Below are 17,654 nucleotides of genomic sequence, written 5' to 3'. Positions count from 1 at the left end.
GGCTTACTTTGAAGCTGCGAAAGTAAGAAATTTTGCCCAAAAACCAGATCGTTGAAAATAACAGGGACCATCATTACATATAACGAGGAGAATAATATACGTCGTTGTATCACCTCAATGAGATCGGTTGTAGACGAGATCATTGTAGTGGATTCATATTCGACGGATGGTACCAAAAAGATATGTATTGAGTTGGGGGTAACCTTTGTTGAACATGAGTTTGAAGGGCATATTCAACAAAAGAATTATGCAGTCTCACTGGCATCTCACGATTTTGTTTTGTCTTTAGATGCGGATGAGGCTTTATCAGAGACACTTCAGAGGTCCATTGCTACTTTAAAAAATCAAAGTCTCCCTTTAGCCGATGCTTATGAGATGAACCGATTGACCTCTTATTGTGGAAAGTGGATAAAGCATTGTGGCTGGTACCCTGATACTAAATTTCGGTTATGGAACAAAACCAAGGGTCTCTGGGGGGGGGAAAACCCACATGACAAAGTAATACTGAGCGTTGGGGCCGGCTCACAAACACTGGTAGGCGATATTTTGCATTATTCCTATTCCAATATAGCCGATCATGTACGTACTGCTAATGCATTTTCTGATATAGCAGCCAGAGAAGGGGCGGCCAAAGGGAAAAAAGTAAATGTACTTATTCATATGGTACTAAACCCTGTATATACATTCATTCACAAGTACTTTATCCGGCTAGGTTTTTTGGATGGGTTTTATGGATTTGTTATCTGTTACCTTTCAGCTGTTTCTAATTTTTTAAAGTATGCCAAAATGAAACAATTGACGAAGGATGGCAAATAATATTCTGATCAGTCGGACCGATAGCATAGGGGATGTGATATTAACCCTTCCTATGGCAGGTATCATCAAAAAGAATATGGCTGATTGTAATGTTCTTTTTCTTGGCAATGATTATACAGAGGCAGTTATTAAGAAATCCCCTTTTATAGATAAGTTTATCAATGTGAATACACTTACATTGGATGACCTGGAAAAGCTTGAAGTGGATACTGTAATACATGTCTATCCAAATAAGAAGTTTGCGGCCATGGCAAAAAAAGCTGGTATTGATACGAGAGTGGGAACGAGTCACAGATTATTTCACTGGTGGACTTGTAATCGACTCGTTAATTTTAGCAGAAAAAGTAGCGATCAGCATGAAGGTATTTTGAATTTTAAATTACTCAAATACTTGAATATTCAATTACCGAATGAGGTGGAAGAACTTCATCAGTACTATGGATGGGAAAAAACGGATTACAAATCCATTTATTTAGATACAGAAAAAGTGAACTTCGTTTTTCATATGAAGTCAAAGGGTAGTGCGGCGGAATGGACCGTCAGCAACTTTAAGTTGCTGGCAGAGCAATTGTCACCGGAAAAATTCAATATCCTGGTTACTGGTACGCAGGAAGAGGGGGACAGGATAAAGTCAGAAAACAAAGAGATTTTTGAACTTGATCATGTTCAGGATGTTACAGCAAAATTTAATTTGCCAGACTTTATTGAATTAATCAGCCAGTGTGATGGTCTGCTCGCCTGCAGCACAGGTCCTTTACATATAGCGGCAGCTTCTGGAATTAATGCTATAGGACTTTACCCTACCAAAAAGCCAATGCATGCAGGTAGATGGGGCCCGGTAGGGAAGAAGACTAAGGTTTTAGAAGGAAATATACTAGAAGCAGAAGAAAAACGATTATTAGATATTCCTGTTGATTTAGTACGTCAGCAAATTCAAAGTATCTATAGCTAATCAAAAAAGCTTTTGCTGTAACCAGGCAAACAGTTCCATAAGCCAGGCCACACCAATATGGATCATTACTCCTCCCAGTATACTCCGGCTTTCTAAGGCAATAACTCCTAGTATATATCCACCTGCAATTGAGCTTATAGCTTCACCTGCAGGTTTGCCAAAATGATAAAAACAATAGGTAACTACCATAGGTATTACTGCATTTCTACCCATAATAGTAAATAATGATAAGATCATAAACCCTCTGAAAGCTAGTTCTATGGTTAAAAAATTCCACCCATAGGCCAGTTCATAGATCAACACCAATACCCATTCCTGAACATTGAAATATGTATGGGCCAGACTACTTTTGTACATAGGATAAAAGTCGCTGAAATTGTCGATGAAAGAGGCAAAGCCTATCAGGACCATCATAATAAGCAACATGCTTACATACGGGCGGTAGTTAAAACCTTTGAGACTGAGGCCATAAAAACTTTCTAAACGTCGGTCATGCCACTTATAGAATAGGATCAATGGTACCAGCATGGTCATTATGTTAATGAAGTTTCCCAGTACTTTTCGAACAAAATATTGGGTTTGTGGAGAAATACTTGCACGAACCCATTCATTGTGATGATGAAATGCGCCATCCAGGGCAATGATAAAAAGGATGAAAGCACTTTTAACCCAGAACCAGGGGTTCCCGAGTAGCTTCTTTTGTTTCTTAAAGATTACCGCGATGAAAGTTGCGCCATAATAAGCAAATCCATAAAACAGGAAGAAATAGAATATTCTAATATTTTGACCGTAGTAACTATCCAGTATCGAGTCTTCAAAATCCAGGTAATAGTTAACACTTATGCATAAAACCAGAAACAATGTAATGGCTATGTAGTAGTCCCACTGAAAATCTTCTTTGAGATGTTTTTTTAAGTATTTTAGAATTTCCTTCATTAAAAGGCTTCCAATTCATGATACAACCGTTCTATAGGTAGCCCTACTATATTGAAATAAGCCCCTTGGATGCTTTCAATAAAAAAGGTCGGTGGTTTTATCGTCTCTTGTTGCAATGAATCTTCAAAGAGTGCCGGCTTCTTTATTTTCTTTAGGAAAGATTGCTCCAGGCTGGAGAGTAGGTTAACCCCCGGCTTTATGCAATCCTGGATTCCGTATGAACCTGCTTTGTCAAGAGGGTGAAAGTTTTCAACATACTCATGAATCTGAGATGTGGTTAAACTTTCAAAGTTCACTACTGTAGTTTCAGAAAACGTGACTTTTTTGTATTTGCTTAAGAGACATACTCCTGTATTAACCTCGTGCTTTTTTCCTGAAAGCAAGGATAACATATGCCTTGCATCATTGGTATTTAAGGGTTTGCCTAAGATTTCCTTTCCTAATATTACTGTTGTATCTGCGGCAATCAAAATTTGGTCTTTTAAATCTTCCAGAAATGTGAGTGCCTTTTTTTCCGCCAGGTATTTAGCCACTTCATTTGCTGGCATCTCAGATGGATAATCTTCACTAATATCTTTCGTTAGTATTTCGAAGGATATGCCCAGGGCTTTCAGAAGTTGCTGTCTTCTGGGAGATTTAGAAGCCAGAATAAACCGGTGGTTGAAATTCATCTTCTTTAATTGAGCTGAAAAGAAACCCACAAATCACTTTAGGATAAAAATAAGTCGATTTTTGAGGCATTGTATGACCACTGTAACACACTTTTTTTACATCTTCCATCGAGATTTCCTTAGTAATTAGTGCCAGTTGTGCCTCTTCACGAATGACTTTTGCTAAACAATCACTGAAGCTACGGTCAAATTCAATGATCTCGGATGTTCGTTGATCTTTTCCCGCTATGCCAAGCGCTTTTTCGATTACAAAATAATGCAGTACCGTTAAGTCAAGCTCTTTTATTTCATCAGGAAAGTTCCATGGCATGGTGGTGATACGTTCCGGCTTTAACCTGATCTTATAGGTATTTTCATTAAATAAAAGTCCAAACGCCCATTTTTTCCCTAAAATGATTTCCTTGATCATATGTGCATCTTCCACTGGTTTGATAATAAAATCTTCTTCCAGTTTGGCCAGGAGTTTCGCTTCATCAATACTTTCTAATCCTTTTACAAGACGGTGAGTGGGTAAGATACGCAGGTCTTTTGCCTCAGTATTGGTCAAAAATGTAAAATGATAGTTATACCCTTCATCCCCTTTGTGCCGTGGGTTCATTGCCGTCATTTTTTTTCTATAAAGAAGGGATCCTTCATACCTGTGGTGGCCATCGGCAAGGATCACTTGCTTGTCTCCCAATACCCGCAGAAACTGCTCAATTATTTTACGATCATGAATAACGCTGAGCACATCCCTTACGCCCTGGTAGTCCTCAGTTTCGTAAATGGGATTCAGCATACTCTCATCCATATACTTTTCTAACTCAAAGGACGGGTCAGTATAGAGCCCATGTGTTGGGCTTACATTGAGTTGGGTATGTTCCAGCAGTTCTACCCTGTCATTTACAGCTTTAGGAATGGTGTTTTCGTGCCGAAGTAATACCTGATCGTCCCAATCATACGCTTTCATATTACAGATAAAGCCTTTTCTACAATATGCTGTTGTGCTTCCGGCTAACGAGAAATGTTGATAATATACATAGATGCCAGGTAATGAGTCCTGTTTAAGGATGCCCTCTTTTTTCCATATTTTCAGCAGTTCGGCGGCTTCATTACTGCTGTTGGGTACCGATAAATGTATACTGTTTATTGGATCCTGATAAAGCTTTGCCCGTTGTTTTTTAGAAACTACGTCGAATAACGGAGAGGTGAGTTGATCAATTTTTTCTGATAATTCCTCATTAAATCTCCATGCCTGAATGGGCCTGATTTCTGCCATAAAATGTAATTATAAAGAAGGATAAAGAATCCCGCTTGTTGTTCCATACCAAATATGTCTTGCCTGAATTAAAGTGGGTGTCAACTCACCCACTTTCTCTGTTGCCATTTACTTGTGGAGATCTGACCGTTGGTTCTATCAGCCTGATCATTATTTCGCTCATTGATCAACATGGCACCTAATGCAGCTGCCAATTCGATTTCTTCTTTGTCTTCTTCATGTACTATGGTGTCCGGATTGAAGTATTTTTCCACAAACTTAGTGTTGAAGTTACCACTTTTGAAAGCCTCATGATTGAGTACGAATGTGCCGAAACTCAAAGTAGTTTCAACACCTGATATTTTGTATTCAGCTATAGCTCGCAGCATTCTTTCAATTGCTTTTTCCCTGGTATCCGCGTAGGTGACCAATTTGGCGATCATAGGATCATAGAATATGGGTATTTCCATACCTTCTTCAAAACCATCATCTACCCTCACACCAGGCCCTTGCGGAAGTACATAACGGTTCAATCTGCCAATATCAGGAAGGAAGTTATTTGAAGGATCTTCAGCATATACCCTGAGCTCTAATGCGTGCCCTTTGAATTTAATATCTTCCTGTTTGAACGGCAGCTCATGGCCTTCCGCTATTTTTATTTGTTCTTTTACAAGATCAATACCTGTAATTTCTTCCGTTACCGGGTGTTCTACCTGCAGGCGGGTATTCATTTCAAGAAAAAAGAAATTCAGATCTTCATCTACAATAAACTCAACGGTACCTGCACCATAATAATTACATGACTTAGCTACCCCAACAGCAGCTTCACCCATGGCTTTACGTAATTCTGGGGTTAACACGGAAGAGGGTGCTTCTTCCACCACTTTTTGATGCCGTCTTTGAACAGAACAATCACGTTCAAATAGATGCACAATATTGCCATGCTCGTCTCCCAGTATTTGAAATTCAATGTGCCGGGGAGAGGTTACAAATTTTTCAACGAATACCGAGTCGTTTCCAAAAGCTGATTTTGCCTCACTCATAGCCCTCTGCATCTGCTCTTCAAATTCCTCAGTGTTTTCCACTATTCTCATTCCTTTACCACCACCACCGGCGCTGGCTTTTATGAGTATCGGATACCCGATCTCTTCGGCCACTCTTTTAGAGTCCTCAATATCCATGATGGCGTGATCAACACCAGGAACTAATGGTACATCATACTTGGAAACAGCAGATTTAGCTGCCAGTTTATCTCCCATAGTTTCAATGGCCTCCGGACTGGGGCCGATGAACTTTATACCATTATCACTTACTTTACGTGCAAAGTCGGCATTTTCGGATAGAAACCCATAGCCCGGGTGTATTGCATCCACTTTCAGCCGTTTACATACATCTATGATCACATCACCGCGAAGGTAGGATTCAGAGGACGGTGCAGCGCCAATACATACAGCTTCATCGGCGTATCTAACGTGAGATGCCTGGCGGTCTGCTTCACTGAAAACAGCCACGGTTTGGATGCCCATCTCCCTTGCGGTACGCATTACTCTCAATGCGATTTCACCACGGTTTGCTATTAATATTTTTTTAATCTTATTCATATTAGAGGAGCTATAAAGTCGTCTTTACAATGCTAAATAATAAATTGCTTTTTTCTAAATAGGGTTTGAACATAATGAAAATGCACTTTTGAGAACAAACTAATTAGTGTTAGATTTGGATGTTTTTTGATAACAGTAATTTAAAGAAGTTTTAATAGTGGATATTTTTGAGAAACTACGTGTTGAACAAGGTGCGTTAGGACAGCATTCACACCTACGTAAGGACTATTTCATGTTTCCAAAGTTGGAAGGGGAGATTGCTCCAAGAATGCGATTTAACGGGAAGGAAGTCTTGACCTGGAGTTTAAATAATTATCTTGGTTTGGCTAATCATCCTGAAGTGCGTCAGGTAGATGCGGAGGCCGCTGCTGATTGGGGGCTCGCTTATCCAATGGGCGCTCGTATGATGTCAGGTAATTCGGTAAATCATATTGCGTTGGAAGAACAACTTGCTGATTTTATTGATAAGGAGGAGGTGATGCTGTTAAACTATGGCTATCAGGGAGTTCTTTCAATCATTGATGCTATTGTTGATAGAAAAGATGTTATTGTTTATGATGCGGAATCACATGCGTGTATTATAGATGGAGTACGCCTGCATATGGGTAAGCGTTTTGTATTCCCTCATAATAATGTCGAGAATCTGGAGAAACAACTTCAACGGGCACAAAAAATTACTGAAGAGACCGGAGGAGGTATTTTAGTCATTACGGAAGGTGTTTTTGGAATGTCAGGAAACATGGGTAAGCTAAAAGAAATTGTTGCACTTAAAGACCAATATCAGTTCCGATTATTGGTGGATGATGCACATGGTTTTGGCACTATGGGAGAAACCGGGGCAGGAACTGGGGAACAGCTTGGTGTACAAGACGGTATCGACCTTTACTTTTCTACATTTGCTAAATCCATGGCGAGTATTGGTGCTTTTGTTGGAGGAGTCAGTTCCATTATTCAATATTTGCGATATACGATGAGGTCCCAGATTTTTGCTAAAAGTCTGCCGATGCCTTTGGTAATAGGAGCTATGAAAAGGCTGGAATTACTTAGGACAAGACCTGAATTAAAAGGTAATCTTTGGAAGGTTGTAAACGCACTGCAGTCTGAGTTGAGAAACCAGGGCTTTGACATCGGAACTACTCAGTCGCCTGTAACTCCTGTACTTTTTAAAGGGGGGCTTGGAGAAGGAGCTAATATGGCAATGGACTTGAGGGAAAATTACAATATTTTCTGTTCTATGGTAATTTATCCCGTGGTACCTAAAGATGTCATGATGCTGCGCCTTATACCAACTGCTGTACATACCCTGGAAGATGTGAATGAAACCATTGAAGCTTTTGCGGCTGTGAAGAATAAATTGGACAATGGGGTCTATAAGAGAGAAGAGATAATTTCGATCACAAAGTAAAAAAAAGTCGGTTTTAAGTTGAATTAGAAACATTTTGAGTATATTGCCGACTCATTTCAAACTAAAAAAAATTCAATAACCTTAAAATTTTATTAAGTATGACCAACAGATTTGAAGAACTTAAAAGCTTAATACACGCGCTAGAGTCGGACTTCGACAAATTCTATGATAAAAACAATAACGCTGCGGGTACAAGAGTTAGAAAAGGTATGCAGGAACTGAAAAATCTGGCTCAAGATATTAGAGTACAAGTTCAGGATGTCAAAAATAAAGGATGATCCTTGAATCTAAGAGATGAAAAAGGAGCACTTGATCAAGTGCTCCTTTTTTTATGCCATAAACAGAAAAAACTGCGGAAAAACCATATAAATCCCCTAAAATAGTAATTCAAGGTAGCGATAAGCTAAATCGGGTCAGCTTACAAAGCTTTTTCCCCTTCAAATAACGTCATGCAATGCTGTATTTTTTCTTTGAGAGCAACTGTGCAAGGTACTAACGGAAGCCGCACATAATTTTCACATATGCCCTGCTCCATAAGTACTTGTTTTATACCTACCGGATTACTTTGCTCATACATCAGCGGGTTTATTTCTGTTAGCTTTAACACTTCCTGCGTGGCGCTTTGGTAATCCGAAGTTTTCAAGTGCTCCATTATATTATTGAAAATATCTGCAAAAGCGTTGGCTAAAACTGATATCACACCGATTGCTCCTATGGCGTGTAAAGATATAGTGAGTAAGTCATCGCCTGAAATAAGCAGGAAATCATCAGCTTTATGTTTTATAATGGTCAAAGCCTGACTAATATCTCCTGAGGCTTCTTTGGTTCCTATGATGTTATCATGCTCGCTTAATCTAATGGTAGTTTCAGCGCTAATGTTCGAACCCGTTCTGCCTGGAACGTTGTAAAGAATGATGGGTACAGGGCTATGGTCTGCTATTTTTAAATAATGCTCATAAATACCCTCTTGTGAAGGTTTATTATAGTAGGGACTTACCGAAAGTACAGCATCTACCGCTGTTAGGTCAGTGTCACTTATTTGCTCTATTATTTCTTTGGTGTTGTTTCCTCCAATGCCATAGATAATAGGTAACTGTTTAGCGTTATTAGCACATGCGAAATCTAATATTTTCTTTTTCTCGTTTTTATCCAGGGTAGCTGATTCTCCTGTAGTTCCCATAACCACATAATAGTCTACACCTTTTTCAGCAGTAGAATCTAACAGACGTTTTAGTCCTGTAAAGTCAATTTCAAGCGCTTCGTTAAAGGGTGTGATCAAGGCCACCCCGGTACCAACTAATTTTTGGGCAGGCATTAGGTAAGTAGTTTTGTATATTTGTAAATTTCGTCTACCATGTTTTGCATCGAACCATTATGGGTTTGTATCATTAACTCACAAAAATTGGCATTGTCTTCCAAACAGTTTCCAACACGGCATTTGGCTTTACTCATAGCCAAAATGTTTCTTATTAGCGGATTTCCCTCCTGATCAAGGTAAAACAGGTAATCAAAAGATTGGGATGTAAATTTTTGTACTGCCTCAGAGTTGAATTGTCCCCAAAAATCTAATTCTTTGATAGTGAAGAAATCAAACAGGAATTCAAAGTTTTGATGCCCTTTAGGAACATAAGCCAATACACTCACGTTCTTACCATCATTCTCTAAGGCTTTCTTAAAGCGTTTGATCAATTCATGTTTTTTAAGGTCCTCAACACTGAAAACAATTCCAACATTCTTAGCAGATCGATAGGCCATAGTAGACCGATAGACTGCATTTTTTTTCAAGTACCTTGAAGTTTTAAACGCCAGGAATCTTTTGTTAAACATTTAACGGTCGATCATTTTAAGAAAGTCGGATTCTGAGATAATTTGAACATCCAGTTTTTCCGCTTTATCTTTTTTAGCCGGACCCATCTTATCTCCGGCTAAAAGAAAATCTAATTTACCTGAAATAGCGGAAATTACCTTGCCACCATGGTTTTTAATTGTCTCCTTTAAATCATCCCTACTGAAATTTTCAAATACACCAGACACTACAAAAGATTTACCATTGAGTACATCGGAAATATTTGTGCTCGCCTGTTGTGCCAGTTCTAACTGGATTCCAGCTGATTTCAGTCGTTCCACTTCCACTCTATTAACTTCATTACCGAAGAAATCAATTACACTCTGTGCGATGCGATCACCTATTTCGGGGACTTCTATGAGTTCCTCAAAACTGGCCACTGCCAGCCGGTCTATGTTTTGGAAGTAGTTGGCAAGTTTTTCAGCAACGGTTCTACCAACATATCGGATTCCTAATGCAAAAAGAACACGGTCAAATGAAATTTCCCGCGAAGCTTGTATTCCACTAAGTAAATTTTTGGTGCTTAAGTCTTTAAATCCTTCCAGCTGAAAAATGGCATCGTAAGTAAGGTCATATAAGTCAGCCGGGCTTTTAGCCAGGTCTTTATCAAACAGCAATCCGATGGTACGCTCACCCAATGAATCAATATTCATGGCCTTACGCTGTATGAAATGTTCAATACGTCCTTTGATCTGTGGTGGACAACCGTTTAGGTTAGGGCAATAATGTGCTGCCTCTCCTTCGTGGCGTATTAACGAGGTATTGCATTCCGGACAGTGTGTAATATATTCAACTTCATGGGAATCGACAGGTCGCATTTCGAGCATAACCCCGGTTATTTTTGGGATGATCTCTCCACCTTTTTCAACGAATACAGTATCTCCAATACGAACGTCCAAACGGGTAATTTCGTTAGCGTTATGCAATGAAGCGCGCTTTACTGTGGTGCCTGCCAGAAGAACGGGTTCTAGCTCAGCTACTGGTGTAACAGCTCCGGTCCGTCCTACCTGATACGTAATGCCTTTGAGAAGTGTAGTGGCATTTTCTGCCTTGTATTTGTAAGCGATGGCCCATCTCGGACTTTTGGCAGTAGCTCCAAGTAATTTTTGTTGTGCTACACTATTCACTTTTATAACAATGCCATCAGTTTCCAATGGTAAGTCCAGACGTTTTTGTTCCCACAGGAGAATGTAATCTATTACCTCTTTGATGTTACTGCATTTTGCGTAAGTCGGAGATACGTTGAAACCCATTTCAATTAAAAGGTCAATGGATTTTTCATGTGTACTGACCTCCCTGGTATCCGTAGTCATAGAATAGAGATAGCAATCTAACCCTCTCTTTGCAACAATGCTGCTGTCTTGCATTTTTAGCGAACCGGAAGCCGTATTTCTGGCATTTGCATAAGTTTCTTCACCTATATCTTCCCTCTCTTTATTTAATCTTATGAAGTTCTCTTTAGGTAAAAATGCTTCACCTCTTGCCTCAAATTCAGTTGGATAGTTACCCCTTAATTTTAACGGAATAGAGCGAATAGTTCTTACATTATTGGTGATGTCATCCCCTTGTGTACCATCACCACGTGTAACCCCCCTTATTAAAAGTCCATTTTCATATGTCAGACTTAAAGCGACACCGTCAAATTTTAACTCACAGAAATATTCATAAGGCTCTTCATTTAATCCCTTCGCTATGCGCTTGTCAAAATCCTCTAACTCTTCCACGGAGTAGGTGTTACTAAGGGATAGCATCGGATGTTTGTGCCGAACTGCTTCAAATTCTTTGGTAATGGTTCCGCCTACCCTTTGACTGGGAGAGTGCGATTGCTTTAGATCCGGAAATTCAGTTTCAAGTTGTATAAGCTTTGCCAGCAATTGATCGAATTCATAATCAGAGATCTCGGAGGTGTCTTTTTGGTAATATAGATCATTGTAATGATTGATCTTTTCTGTTAATTCATCTATATCCTTTTGCGCTTGTTCTCTGGTCATTGTTCGTTTAAAATTGACATAATGTGATTTGCCTTTTTGTCATTTATCACATCATAACTTCACTCATACAGGGCAAATGCAGTTGTGAAACTTGTATGCCTTTTTATTTCTATGATTACTTTGTGGGGTCTTTAAACTCTTGTACATGCTCATTAAGCCTAAACGTGTTATTCGAACGATCAATATCTGCCATTCTTAAAGAACTGTCAATTTCCAAACTTTTTATTTTACTGGCAGGATGTTTGATCTTCAATGTGTAACTAGGGTAGGTCCAGGGCCAACTCTCTTTTGTTATGCGTTCCACTTTAGTATCTTCCACATTCTTAAATCCTCTCATTATTCGTAGAGGGACATAAATGATTTCCTTAGACCCATCCATATATTCAATGTATAGATCAATGGGCATGATCATCTCCCCAAGCCTCTCAAGTGTTACGAAAGTGGCATCCCCCTGGCCGATCACTGATTTTATACCGTAGTCTAACTGCTTGGTAGTATAGGCAAAATGTTCCAGGTACCAGTCCAGTTCAATTCCTGACGTCTTTTCCATTATTCTGATGAAATCGATGGAAGTAGGATGTTTAAATTTCCAGGTGTTATAATAACGTCGCATACCTTTCATAAAAGTTTCATGACCAATAATGTAACTCAACTGATCTAGAAATATGGCACCTTTGGAATAGGCATTGACGCCATAGGCACGGTTTGTTTTATAATGATCGGAATGTGTCGTTAAAGGCTCTTCTAAGCCGCTACTGGCCATCAATAGATAACTGCCTTGTGATCCCAGATGAGGGTTTTTATCATTTTTCGGATAGAACAGATGTTGCATGGTGATTGAGCTGGCATATGATGTAAAGCCTTCATCCATCCAGGGAAATAGACTTTCATTGGTAGCTAATACGCCCTGAAACCAGCTGTGTATGAGCTCATGAACAGAAACCCCTACCAGGCTTTGGAATTTACGATTTCCGGTAATCAATGTAGCCATAGGGTATTCCATGCCCCCGTCACCTCCCTGAATGAACGAATACTGGTCGTAAGGGTATTGGCCGAAATTGGTGCTCATAAACTGCATGGCTTGTACCATTTTTTCTGGTAGTTTGCTCCAATTTTCTTCTGTCTGTTGGTTTTTTTGATAGAAGAAATGAAGCATAGGGCCATTAGGTACCTGTGCTGTGGTGTGTTCGTAATCAGGGTCCGCCGCCCACATAAAATCAATCACATTAGGAGCTTTGAAATGCCAGGTAAGGGGTTTATCAGTGCTTTTTATTTTACTTCCTTTTTTCTCGTATCCATGACCTATTTCATTGGCATTTTGAAGATAGCCCGTGCCGGCTACCGTGTAGGTTGGGTCAATAGTAATCTTTACATCAAAATTACCCCATACTCCATGAAATTCACGGGCAATATATGGGTTTGCATGCCAGCCCAGGTAGTCGTATTCGGTCATCTTAGGATACCACTGGGACATAGAATAAGAGATGCCTTCTGCATTATCACGCCCGGTCCTTCGGACCTGTAAAGGTACCTGTCCGTTAAACTCCATATCAAAAGTAGCCTTCTGACCAGGTAAAATTGGCTTATTAAGCATTACTTCCAGTATAGTGCCTTCTGTGTGATGGCTTACTGTATTTCCATTTTGCTTCAGGCTGGTGACATGCTGATAGCCTATTTCAGAGTCACTTAATTTTGATATTCTGCTACCTACTCTACGGTCAGGGTCTTCTATGTTAAGTGAACGTACATCCATCATACTTCCCGGTTGGAAAGCATTAAAATACAGGTGATAGTACACTTTTGTCAAAGTGTCAGGAGAGTTGTTGGTGTACGTCAGTTTTTGAGAACCTTCGAATTGATGTGTTTTCACATCTACCTTTATCTCCATTTTGTAATCTACATGTTGTTGCCAGTAGGTGGTAGAGGTAGGTTGTGCATGAGCATATAATAAAGCTGAATAAAGCAAAAGGGACAGTAGGTACTTGTTCATATTAGGTAGTGGTATAAGTTTGTTCATTGTCGGAGAACCTGTAATGAAACTTTACATTTTCAGGTCGAAATTATAGAAAGCTTAATAGTTAGCCAAACAGGATGTTATAACCGGCATTTAATCTTCCGGTTTATCTAAAAATTGTTCCAATTCTGCTTCTGTGTTTCGGAGCTTTTCCTTGCAAAACCGGATAAGCCCGGTGGCCTCTTTCACTTTTGTTGACAATAGATCTATGTCCAGGTCTCCATTTTCTAATTGCTCTAATAATGCCTCAAGTTTTTTCAAAGATTCACTATAAGATAGGTTATTCTCACTCATTTTTTTGGACTGATTTGTTCTACTTCGCTTTTTATGATCTGGTCTAACGTGTAAGTTTTGATATTATCACCAACCTTTAGTTTTTCCGGGACTATTTTTGAGCCATTTACTGTGGTTATAGAATATCCTCTTTTCAGGATATTCTCAGGATTTAATAACTCAAGTGATTTTTCTATGGTTTCTATTTTTTTTCTATTGATATTCATGCCATTGTTAGCCCCGGCGTGTAGTTGCTTCCATAAAAGCTGTAAGTGGTAATGTTGACGTTCCAATAATCTGTTAGAAGCTGATGATAAGCGGTGCTCGAACCTGGCCAATTGCTGGTCATTTGTATTGATGCCTGAGCGTGCTAATTGATATAATCTGCTAAATATCATATCTATACGATCTTCAAAAGCCACCATCCCACTGATCAGGAATTCAGCCACAGCAGTAGGAGTTTTGAGTTTTGTATGTGCTACCAGATCGGTGATGGTTTCATCACGATCATGCCCGATACCTGTGAGCACTGGTAATGGGAACTGGGCTACATGAGCAGCCAGGTCATAATTATCAAAGCAATCCAGGTCTATTTGAGAACCGCCACCTCTTATTATTATCACCACATCGTATGCATCTTCTTGCTGTGCGATAGCGAGCAGGGCGTTAATAATCGATTCAGAGGCATTTTCTCCCTGCATAATAGCTTTAAATAAGTCTATCCGAAAGTCATACCCTTTAGAGTTTTGCTTCAATTGATCCATGAAGTCGCCAAACCCGGCGGCAGAAGGAGAACTAATGACTGCTACACGTTGGGTGACAGTTGGAAGTGATAGCTGCTGATTTAGATCATAAATGCCGTCTTCTTTAAGTTGTGCGATAACTTCCTGCCTCCGTCTTGCCCTTTCTCCAAGGGTGAAATTAGCGTCAATATCTTTGATATTAAGGCTTAAACCGTATAGTTCGTGAAATTGAACAGTTATAAGAGATAATACTTTTAAACCTTTTTTAAGCGGTTGTCCTGTAATGTTTTCAAACCAACTGGCCAGGTTACGATAGGTATATGCCCAGATAGTGGCCCGCATTTTGGCGATGATCTTGTCATCTTCTTTCTCAACTAATTCCAGGTAACAATGACCACTGGAATGTGTCCGCATCTCTCCAATTTCTGCAATTACCCAATAGCTTGGTTCCAGGTGTTGTTCCAGGTTCTTTTTGATAGTTTCATTTAGTTCGAATAAGGACAGGCGTTCCATAGCTTAGCATCAAAATTATCTAATAAATAAAAGAATGCTATCTTCTCTAAGAAATAACACCGAAAGTGGTTTGCTAGGTTTTGTCAAAAACTTAGGAAATAGGAAGCATTTAAACTGATAAAACCTGAATTATCCAGGGTTTCATTTTGCCCCGGAAGCTCTGAAGGTATGTTGTACTGATAGGCTGTCATAAGGTTGAAATTTTTCAGATGAAAACTTACAGGAATGGAAAGTGTATAATTTAGTAGACCAAATGTATTGACCTCTTCATATGCAATACGTCCTGCCCTGAACCTGCGTAGGTTTTCACGACTGTAGGGTAATAGGAAACTCGTGCCATTGCCAAATGTCATGCCAAAAACAGGTGTTAATGTGATCTTATCAAAAAACCAGGCTTTCTGAATATCAAGATTGTAATGGACTGACCATGTTATGCGGTGGGCTGTTAGTGTATCACCGAATACCATAGAATAATGTAAGCCTGATTCAAAGCGTCGATTGCTGGAGTAAAGAGAGATATTAAGGCCGTCGGTGTAAATAGGTGGCGCTATATCTGATGTTTGTTTACGATAGAAATAATGATCATAACTGGCCAGGTAAGACCAATTTTTCCCTAACTCTCCAATGTATCCAATGGTTGCCAGATTCAGATAGTAGTTAGGCTCATTTTGGCTGTTAGAATATCCGGTCAGGTCTGCATAAATGCCTGAATAATGATGAAATGCTACGCCGTAAGACAAGCCGAACTGATCAAGGTCAAAATCTCTGCCTGCGTTTAGCACCTGACTATTATAGCCGACTTTCAATGCCAGATGTGAGGTCTTAGCCATACGGTCGTTGATCTTGACCAGGCTGTCAAGTAGGAAGAGTAGACCGGCAGTATCCAGTTCATCCAATGACTTTTCTAACGCTGACAGTTCGTCCTCTAAAGTGTTTTGAGTATAAGATGGTGTTAAGGAAATGAGGATAAAAAGCAGGTGGCAAGAGAAGATTGAGAGCCAGTAGATAAGACAATTATATTTCTTCTTTTTGCCTTTCATAGCCTATTTGCTGGTAAAGTTCCTCAGGATCAGTTATTTCTGTGTTGTCGCTGACGTTCGTTATTACGCAGTCTTTGATTCTGACGTTGCTCTTTTCTTTTTTGAATCTGCTGGAGTACCATTTGCCGGAAGTCACCTTCGGCCTTTCTAAGTGAGATGATCTGATCCGTAGAAATGATGTTCAACATGCGGTCCGAATAACTTCTCTCTAATCCCAGTGACTGTTCCTTAAGTTTTAAGCCGAAATCCAGCAGTGCTTTTTTCTCCTTTTCGCTGGCTGTTTCCATATCCAATTTCGCCTTTTCAATTTTATATTGCTGGTTAAGCTGTTTTTTCTTCTGCGTGAACTCATTATATAAAGGCCAGAATTTCTCTGCCTGTTCAGGCGTTAACCCAAGCCGTTCTGTAATCAATGCTATTCTGGCAGCTTGGATTTTTTCTCTTGTCTGTTTATCCTGTGCTTGTATTTGGGTCAAATATGCCAATGTCATTATCAAAATTGCTATGATCTGTTTCATAAAACAGTTAGTTAAAACTTTACAATTCATTTACTTCAAAATCGTCATCCAGAAAATTTTCCAGGTCTCTTAGATCAGGACTATCGAATAGATTGGTTGATGAGTTATCAAAAACCACTTCTATTTCATTAAAATCCAATCCTTCTACTATTTCATCAGTAGTAATATCTGACATGGCCAGATAGTCGATCAAATACTCTGTCTCTACCTCAGACAGCAACTGCTCCGGAGTGGTAGGTGTGTCTTTGTCACTGAATAAAACAAGATAACCCGCTACCAGTAATGTGATACTTGCCAGCGTCCATTTTAGTGTTGGTACAATCCAGGGCCGATCTATTACAGTTTTTCTGTCGGCTATCCGGGATTGAATAACCTGTGGTAGCTGGTCAAAGTATCCATCAGGTAACTTATGGATGTTTTTCTTCTCAATATCTTCCAACTTATGTGACATATTTCTTTGACGTTGTGTTGTGCTAATGGTTTAAATCCATTTTTAAAAATTCTTCAATTTTTTTTGTAGCATGATGGTAGCTTGCTTTTAACGCGCCAACGCTTGTGCCTGTGATGCCGGAGATATCTTCGTATTTCATATCATCAAAATATTTCATATTAAATACTAATCGTTGTTTATCGGGGAGTTTTAGAAGTGCTTTCTGTAATTTAAGCTGGACTTCGTCTCCACTGATGTGAGGTGACGAATCTAACACTTTACTAAGCACTCCTTCCAGGTCAACAATTGGTAAAAAAACCCTTTTTCTTTTTTTATTCAGAAACGTCAGGCATTCATTAGTGGCGATACGATAAATCCATGTGTACAGTTGAGCATCTTCCCTAAAGCTATCGATCTTTTTGTACACCTTGATAAATACTTCTTGTATCAGATCATCGGCATCGTCATGATCGATTACCATTTTTCTGATATGCCAATAAAGTTGCTGTTGGTATTTACGCACCAATTGATTGAAAGCAAAGTTTTTGCTTTCATCTTGCTTTAGTTTTTCTACGAGCTCTTTATCTTCCAAAAGATCGGTTGATTGTTCCTGGTCGATAGACTATTCAAACAGTCAAAGGTTTAATTTATGTCAAATCTTTCTAGTT

The 17,654-nt window shown here is 39.3% G+C and carries 18 protein-coding genes; 4 read left to right on the top strand and 14 right to left on the bottom strand.

The genetic code is table 11. From position 1 onward, the window contains the following. Window positions 1-51: 51 nt before the first annotated feature. The gene (locus FNH22_RS07420) at window positions 52-816 is read left to right on the top strand and encodes a glycosyltransferase family 2 protein (RefSeq protein ID WP_143397704.1); all 765 of its coding nucleotides are present in this window, start codon (window positions 52-54) and stop codon (window positions 814-816) included. After that, entirely contained in the window at window positions 806-1,768 is a 963-nt protein-coding gene (locus tag FNH22_RS07415; protein ID WP_143397703.1) for a glycosyltransferase family 9 protein, read from the top strand. The genes FNH22_RS07420 and FNH22_RS07415 overlap by 11 nt, the downstream gene beginning before the upstream one ends. Here the strand turns inward: FNH22_RS07415 and FNH22_RS07410 are convergent, their stop codons facing one another. The 4 genes from FNH22_RS07410 to accC all read right to left on the bottom strand — a co-directional run bounded on the left by FNH22_RS07410 (window position 1,769) and on the right by accC (window position 6,213). Further along, window positions 1,769-2,704 carry a type II CAAX prenyl endopeptidase Rce1 family protein gene (locus tag FNH22_RS07410; protein WP_143397702.1) on the bottom strand — a complete coding sequence of 312 codons (936 nt, stop codon included), beginning with the start codon at window positions 2,702-2,704 and terminating at the stop codon, window positions 1,769-1,771. Continuing rightward, window positions 2,704-3,375, bottom strand: coding sequence for a nucleoside triphosphate pyrophosphatase (locus FNH22_RS07405; RefSeq protein ID WP_143397701.1), 672 nt, complete (start codon window positions 3,373-3,375; stop codon window positions 2,704-2,706). The genes FNH22_RS07410 and FNH22_RS07405 overlap by 1 nt, the downstream gene beginning before the upstream one ends. After that, the gene (locus FNH22_RS07400) at window positions 3,341-4,633 is read right to left on the bottom strand and encodes a DUF1015 domain-containing protein (RefSeq protein ID WP_143397700.1); all 1,293 of its coding nucleotides are present in this window, start codon (window positions 4,631-4,633) and stop codon (window positions 3,341-3,343) included. The genes FNH22_RS07405 and FNH22_RS07400 overlap by 35 nt, the downstream gene beginning before the upstream one ends. An 80-nt stretch (window positions 4,634-4,713) precedes the next feature. Further along, window positions 4,714-6,213 carry an acetyl-CoA carboxylase biotin carboxylase subunit gene (gene accC, locus FNH22_RS07395; RefSeq protein WP_143397699.1) on the bottom strand — a complete coding sequence of 500 codons (1,500 nt, stop codon included), beginning with the start codon at window positions 6,211-6,213 and terminating at the stop codon, window positions 4,714-4,716. 157 nt (window positions 6,214-6,370) lie between these two features. Here accC and FNH22_RS07390 point away from each other — a divergent pair, with 157 nt between their 5' ends. Both FNH22_RS07390 and FNH22_RS07385 read left to right on the top strand, forming a co-directional pair. Beyond that, on the top strand, window positions 6,371-7,618 hold the full coding sequence (locus tag FNH22_RS07390) for a pyridoxal phosphate-dependent aminotransferase family protein (protein ID WP_143397698.1): 1,248 nt from the start codon (window positions 6,371-6,373) through the stop codon (window positions 7,616-7,618). A gap of 98 nt (window positions 7,619-7,716) precedes the next feature. Then, the gene (locus FNH22_RS07385; RefSeq protein WP_143397697.1) at window positions 7,717-7,896 is read left to right on the top strand and encodes a histone H1; all 180 of its coding nucleotides are present in this window, start codon (window positions 7,717-7,719) and stop codon (window positions 7,894-7,896) included. 140 nt (window positions 7,897-8,036) lie between these two features. Here FNH22_RS07385 and dapA read toward each other — a convergent pair whose 3' ends face one another. The 10 genes from dapA to FNH22_RS07335 all read right to left on the bottom strand — a co-directional run bounded on the left by dapA (window position 8,037) and on the right by FNH22_RS07335 (window position 17,578). Beyond that, window positions 8,037-8,933 (bottom strand): 4-hydroxy-tetrahydrodipicolinate synthase, encoded by an 897-nt coding sequence (gene dapA / locus FNH22_RS07380; protein WP_143397696.1) that lies wholly within the window; start codon window positions 8,931-8,933, stop codon window positions 8,037-8,039. Continuing rightward, window positions 8,933-9,403, bottom strand: a complete 471-nt coding sequence (locus tag FNH22_RS07375) for a hypothetical protein (protein WP_143397695.1) — start codon at window positions 9,401-9,403, stop codon at window positions 8,933-8,935. The genes dapA and FNH22_RS07375 overlap by 1 nt, the downstream gene beginning before the upstream one ends. Window positions 9,404-9,445: 42 nt before the next feature. Beyond that, window positions 9,446-11,455 carry an NAD-dependent DNA ligase LigA gene (ligA, locus tag FNH22_RS07370; protein WP_143397694.1) on the bottom strand — a complete coding sequence of 670 codons (2,010 nt, stop codon included), beginning with the start codon at window positions 11,453-11,455 and terminating at the stop codon, window positions 9,446-9,448. A gap of 115 nt (window positions 11,456-11,570) precedes the next feature. Next, the gene (locus tag FNH22_RS07365) at window positions 11,571-13,445 is read right to left on the bottom strand and encodes a M1 family metallopeptidase (RefSeq protein ID WP_143397693.1); all 1,875 of its coding nucleotides are present in this window, start codon (window positions 13,443-13,445) and stop codon (window positions 11,571-11,573) included. Window positions 13,446-13,562: 117 nt separating this feature from the next. After that, window positions 13,563-13,763: an exodeoxyribonuclease VII small subunit gene (xseB, locus tag FNH22_RS07360; protein ID WP_143397692.1), complete on the bottom strand. Its 201-nt coding sequence runs from the start codon at window positions 13,761-13,763 to the stop codon at window positions 13,563-13,565. Then, window positions 13,760-14,998, bottom strand: coding sequence for an exodeoxyribonuclease VII large subunit (gene xseA / locus FNH22_RS07355; RefSeq protein ID WP_143397691.1), 1,239 nt, complete (start codon window positions 14,996-14,998; stop codon window positions 13,760-13,762). The genes xseB and xseA overlap by 4 nt, the downstream gene beginning before the upstream one ends. Window positions 14,999-15,081: 83 nt before the next feature. Then, the gene (locus tag FNH22_RS07350) at window positions 15,082-16,038 is read right to left on the bottom strand and encodes a hypothetical protein (RefSeq protein ID WP_143397690.1); all 957 of its coding nucleotides are present in this window, start codon (window positions 16,036-16,038) and stop codon (window positions 15,082-15,084) included. A gap of 29 nt (window positions 16,039-16,067) precedes the next feature. Continuing rightward, entirely contained in the window at window positions 16,068-16,556 is a 489-nt protein-coding gene (locus tag FNH22_RS07345; RefSeq protein ID WP_143397689.1) for a hypothetical protein, read from the bottom strand. Between the two features lie 19 nt (window positions 16,557-16,575). Continuing rightward, window positions 16,576-17,007 (bottom strand): hypothetical protein, encoded by a 432-nt coding sequence (locus tag FNH22_RS07340; protein ID WP_143397688.1) that lies wholly within the window; start codon window positions 17,005-17,007, stop codon window positions 16,576-16,578. Window positions 17,008-17,029: 22 nt separating this feature from the next. Further along, window positions 17,030-17,578: an RNA polymerase sigma factor gene (locus FNH22_RS07335; protein WP_143397687.1), complete on the bottom strand. Its 549-nt coding sequence runs from the start codon at window positions 17,576-17,578 to the stop codon at window positions 17,030-17,032. Window positions 17,579-17,654: the final 76 nt, after the last annotated feature.

Source organism: Fulvivirga sp. M361 (assembly GCF_007097395.1).
GTDB lineage: Bacteria > Bacteroidota > Bacteroidia > Cytophagales > Cyclobacteriaceae > Fulvivirga.
This window is presented reverse-complemented; position numbering and strand designations above follow the sequence as displayed.

Coding starts and splice junctions, on each gene's coding strand:
- FNH22_RS07415 (WP_143397703.1), top strand. CDS start 806: ATGGCAAATAATATTCTGATCAGTCGGACCGATAGCATAGGGGATGTG.
- FNH22_RS07410 (WP_143397702.1), bottom strand. CDS start 2,704: ATGAAGGAAATTCTAAAATACTTAAAAAAACATCTCAAAGAAGATTTT.
- FNH22_RS07405 (WP_143397701.1), bottom strand. CDS start 3,375: ATGAATTTCAACCACCGGTTTATTCTGGCTTCTAAATCTCCCAGAAGA.
- FNH22_RS07400 (WP_143397700.1), bottom strand. CDS start 4,633: ATGGCAGAAATCAGGCCCATTCAGGCATGGAGATTTAATGAGGAATTA.
- accC (WP_143397699.1), bottom strand. CDS start 6,213: ATGAATAAGATTAAAAAAATATTAATAGCAAACCGTGGTGAAATCGCA.
- FNH22_RS07385 (WP_143397697.1), top strand. CDS start 7,717: ATGACCAACAGATTTGAAGAACTTAAAAGCTTAATACACGCGCTAGAG.
- dapA (WP_143397696.1), bottom strand. CDS start 8,933: ATGCCTGCCCAAAAATTAGTTGGTACCGGGGTGGCCTTGATCACACCC.
- ligA (WP_143397694.1), bottom strand. CDS start 11,455: ATGACCAGAGAACAAGCGCAAAAGGATATAGATGAATTAACAGAAAAG.
- FNH22_RS07365 (WP_143397693.1), bottom strand. CDS start 13,445: ATGAACAAGTACCTACTGTCCCTTTTGCTTTATTCAGCTTTATTATAT.
- xseB (WP_143397692.1), bottom strand. CDS start 13,763: ATGAGTGAGAATAACCTATCTTATAGTGAATCTTTGAAAAAACTTGAG.
- xseA (WP_143397691.1), bottom strand. CDS start 14,998: ATGGAACGCCTGTCCTTATTCGAACTAAATGAAACTATCAAAAAGAAC.
- FNH22_RS07350 (WP_143397690.1), bottom strand. CDS start 16,038: ATGAAAGGCAAAAAGAAGAAATATAATTGTCTTATCTACTGGCTCTCA.
- FNH22_RS07345 (WP_143397689.1), bottom strand. CDS start 16,556: ATGAAACAGATCATAGCAATTTTGATAATGACATTGGCATATTTGACC.
- FNH22_RS07340 (WP_143397688.1), bottom strand. CDS start 17,007: ATGTCACATAAGTTGGAAGATATTGAGAAGAAAAACATCCATAAGTTA.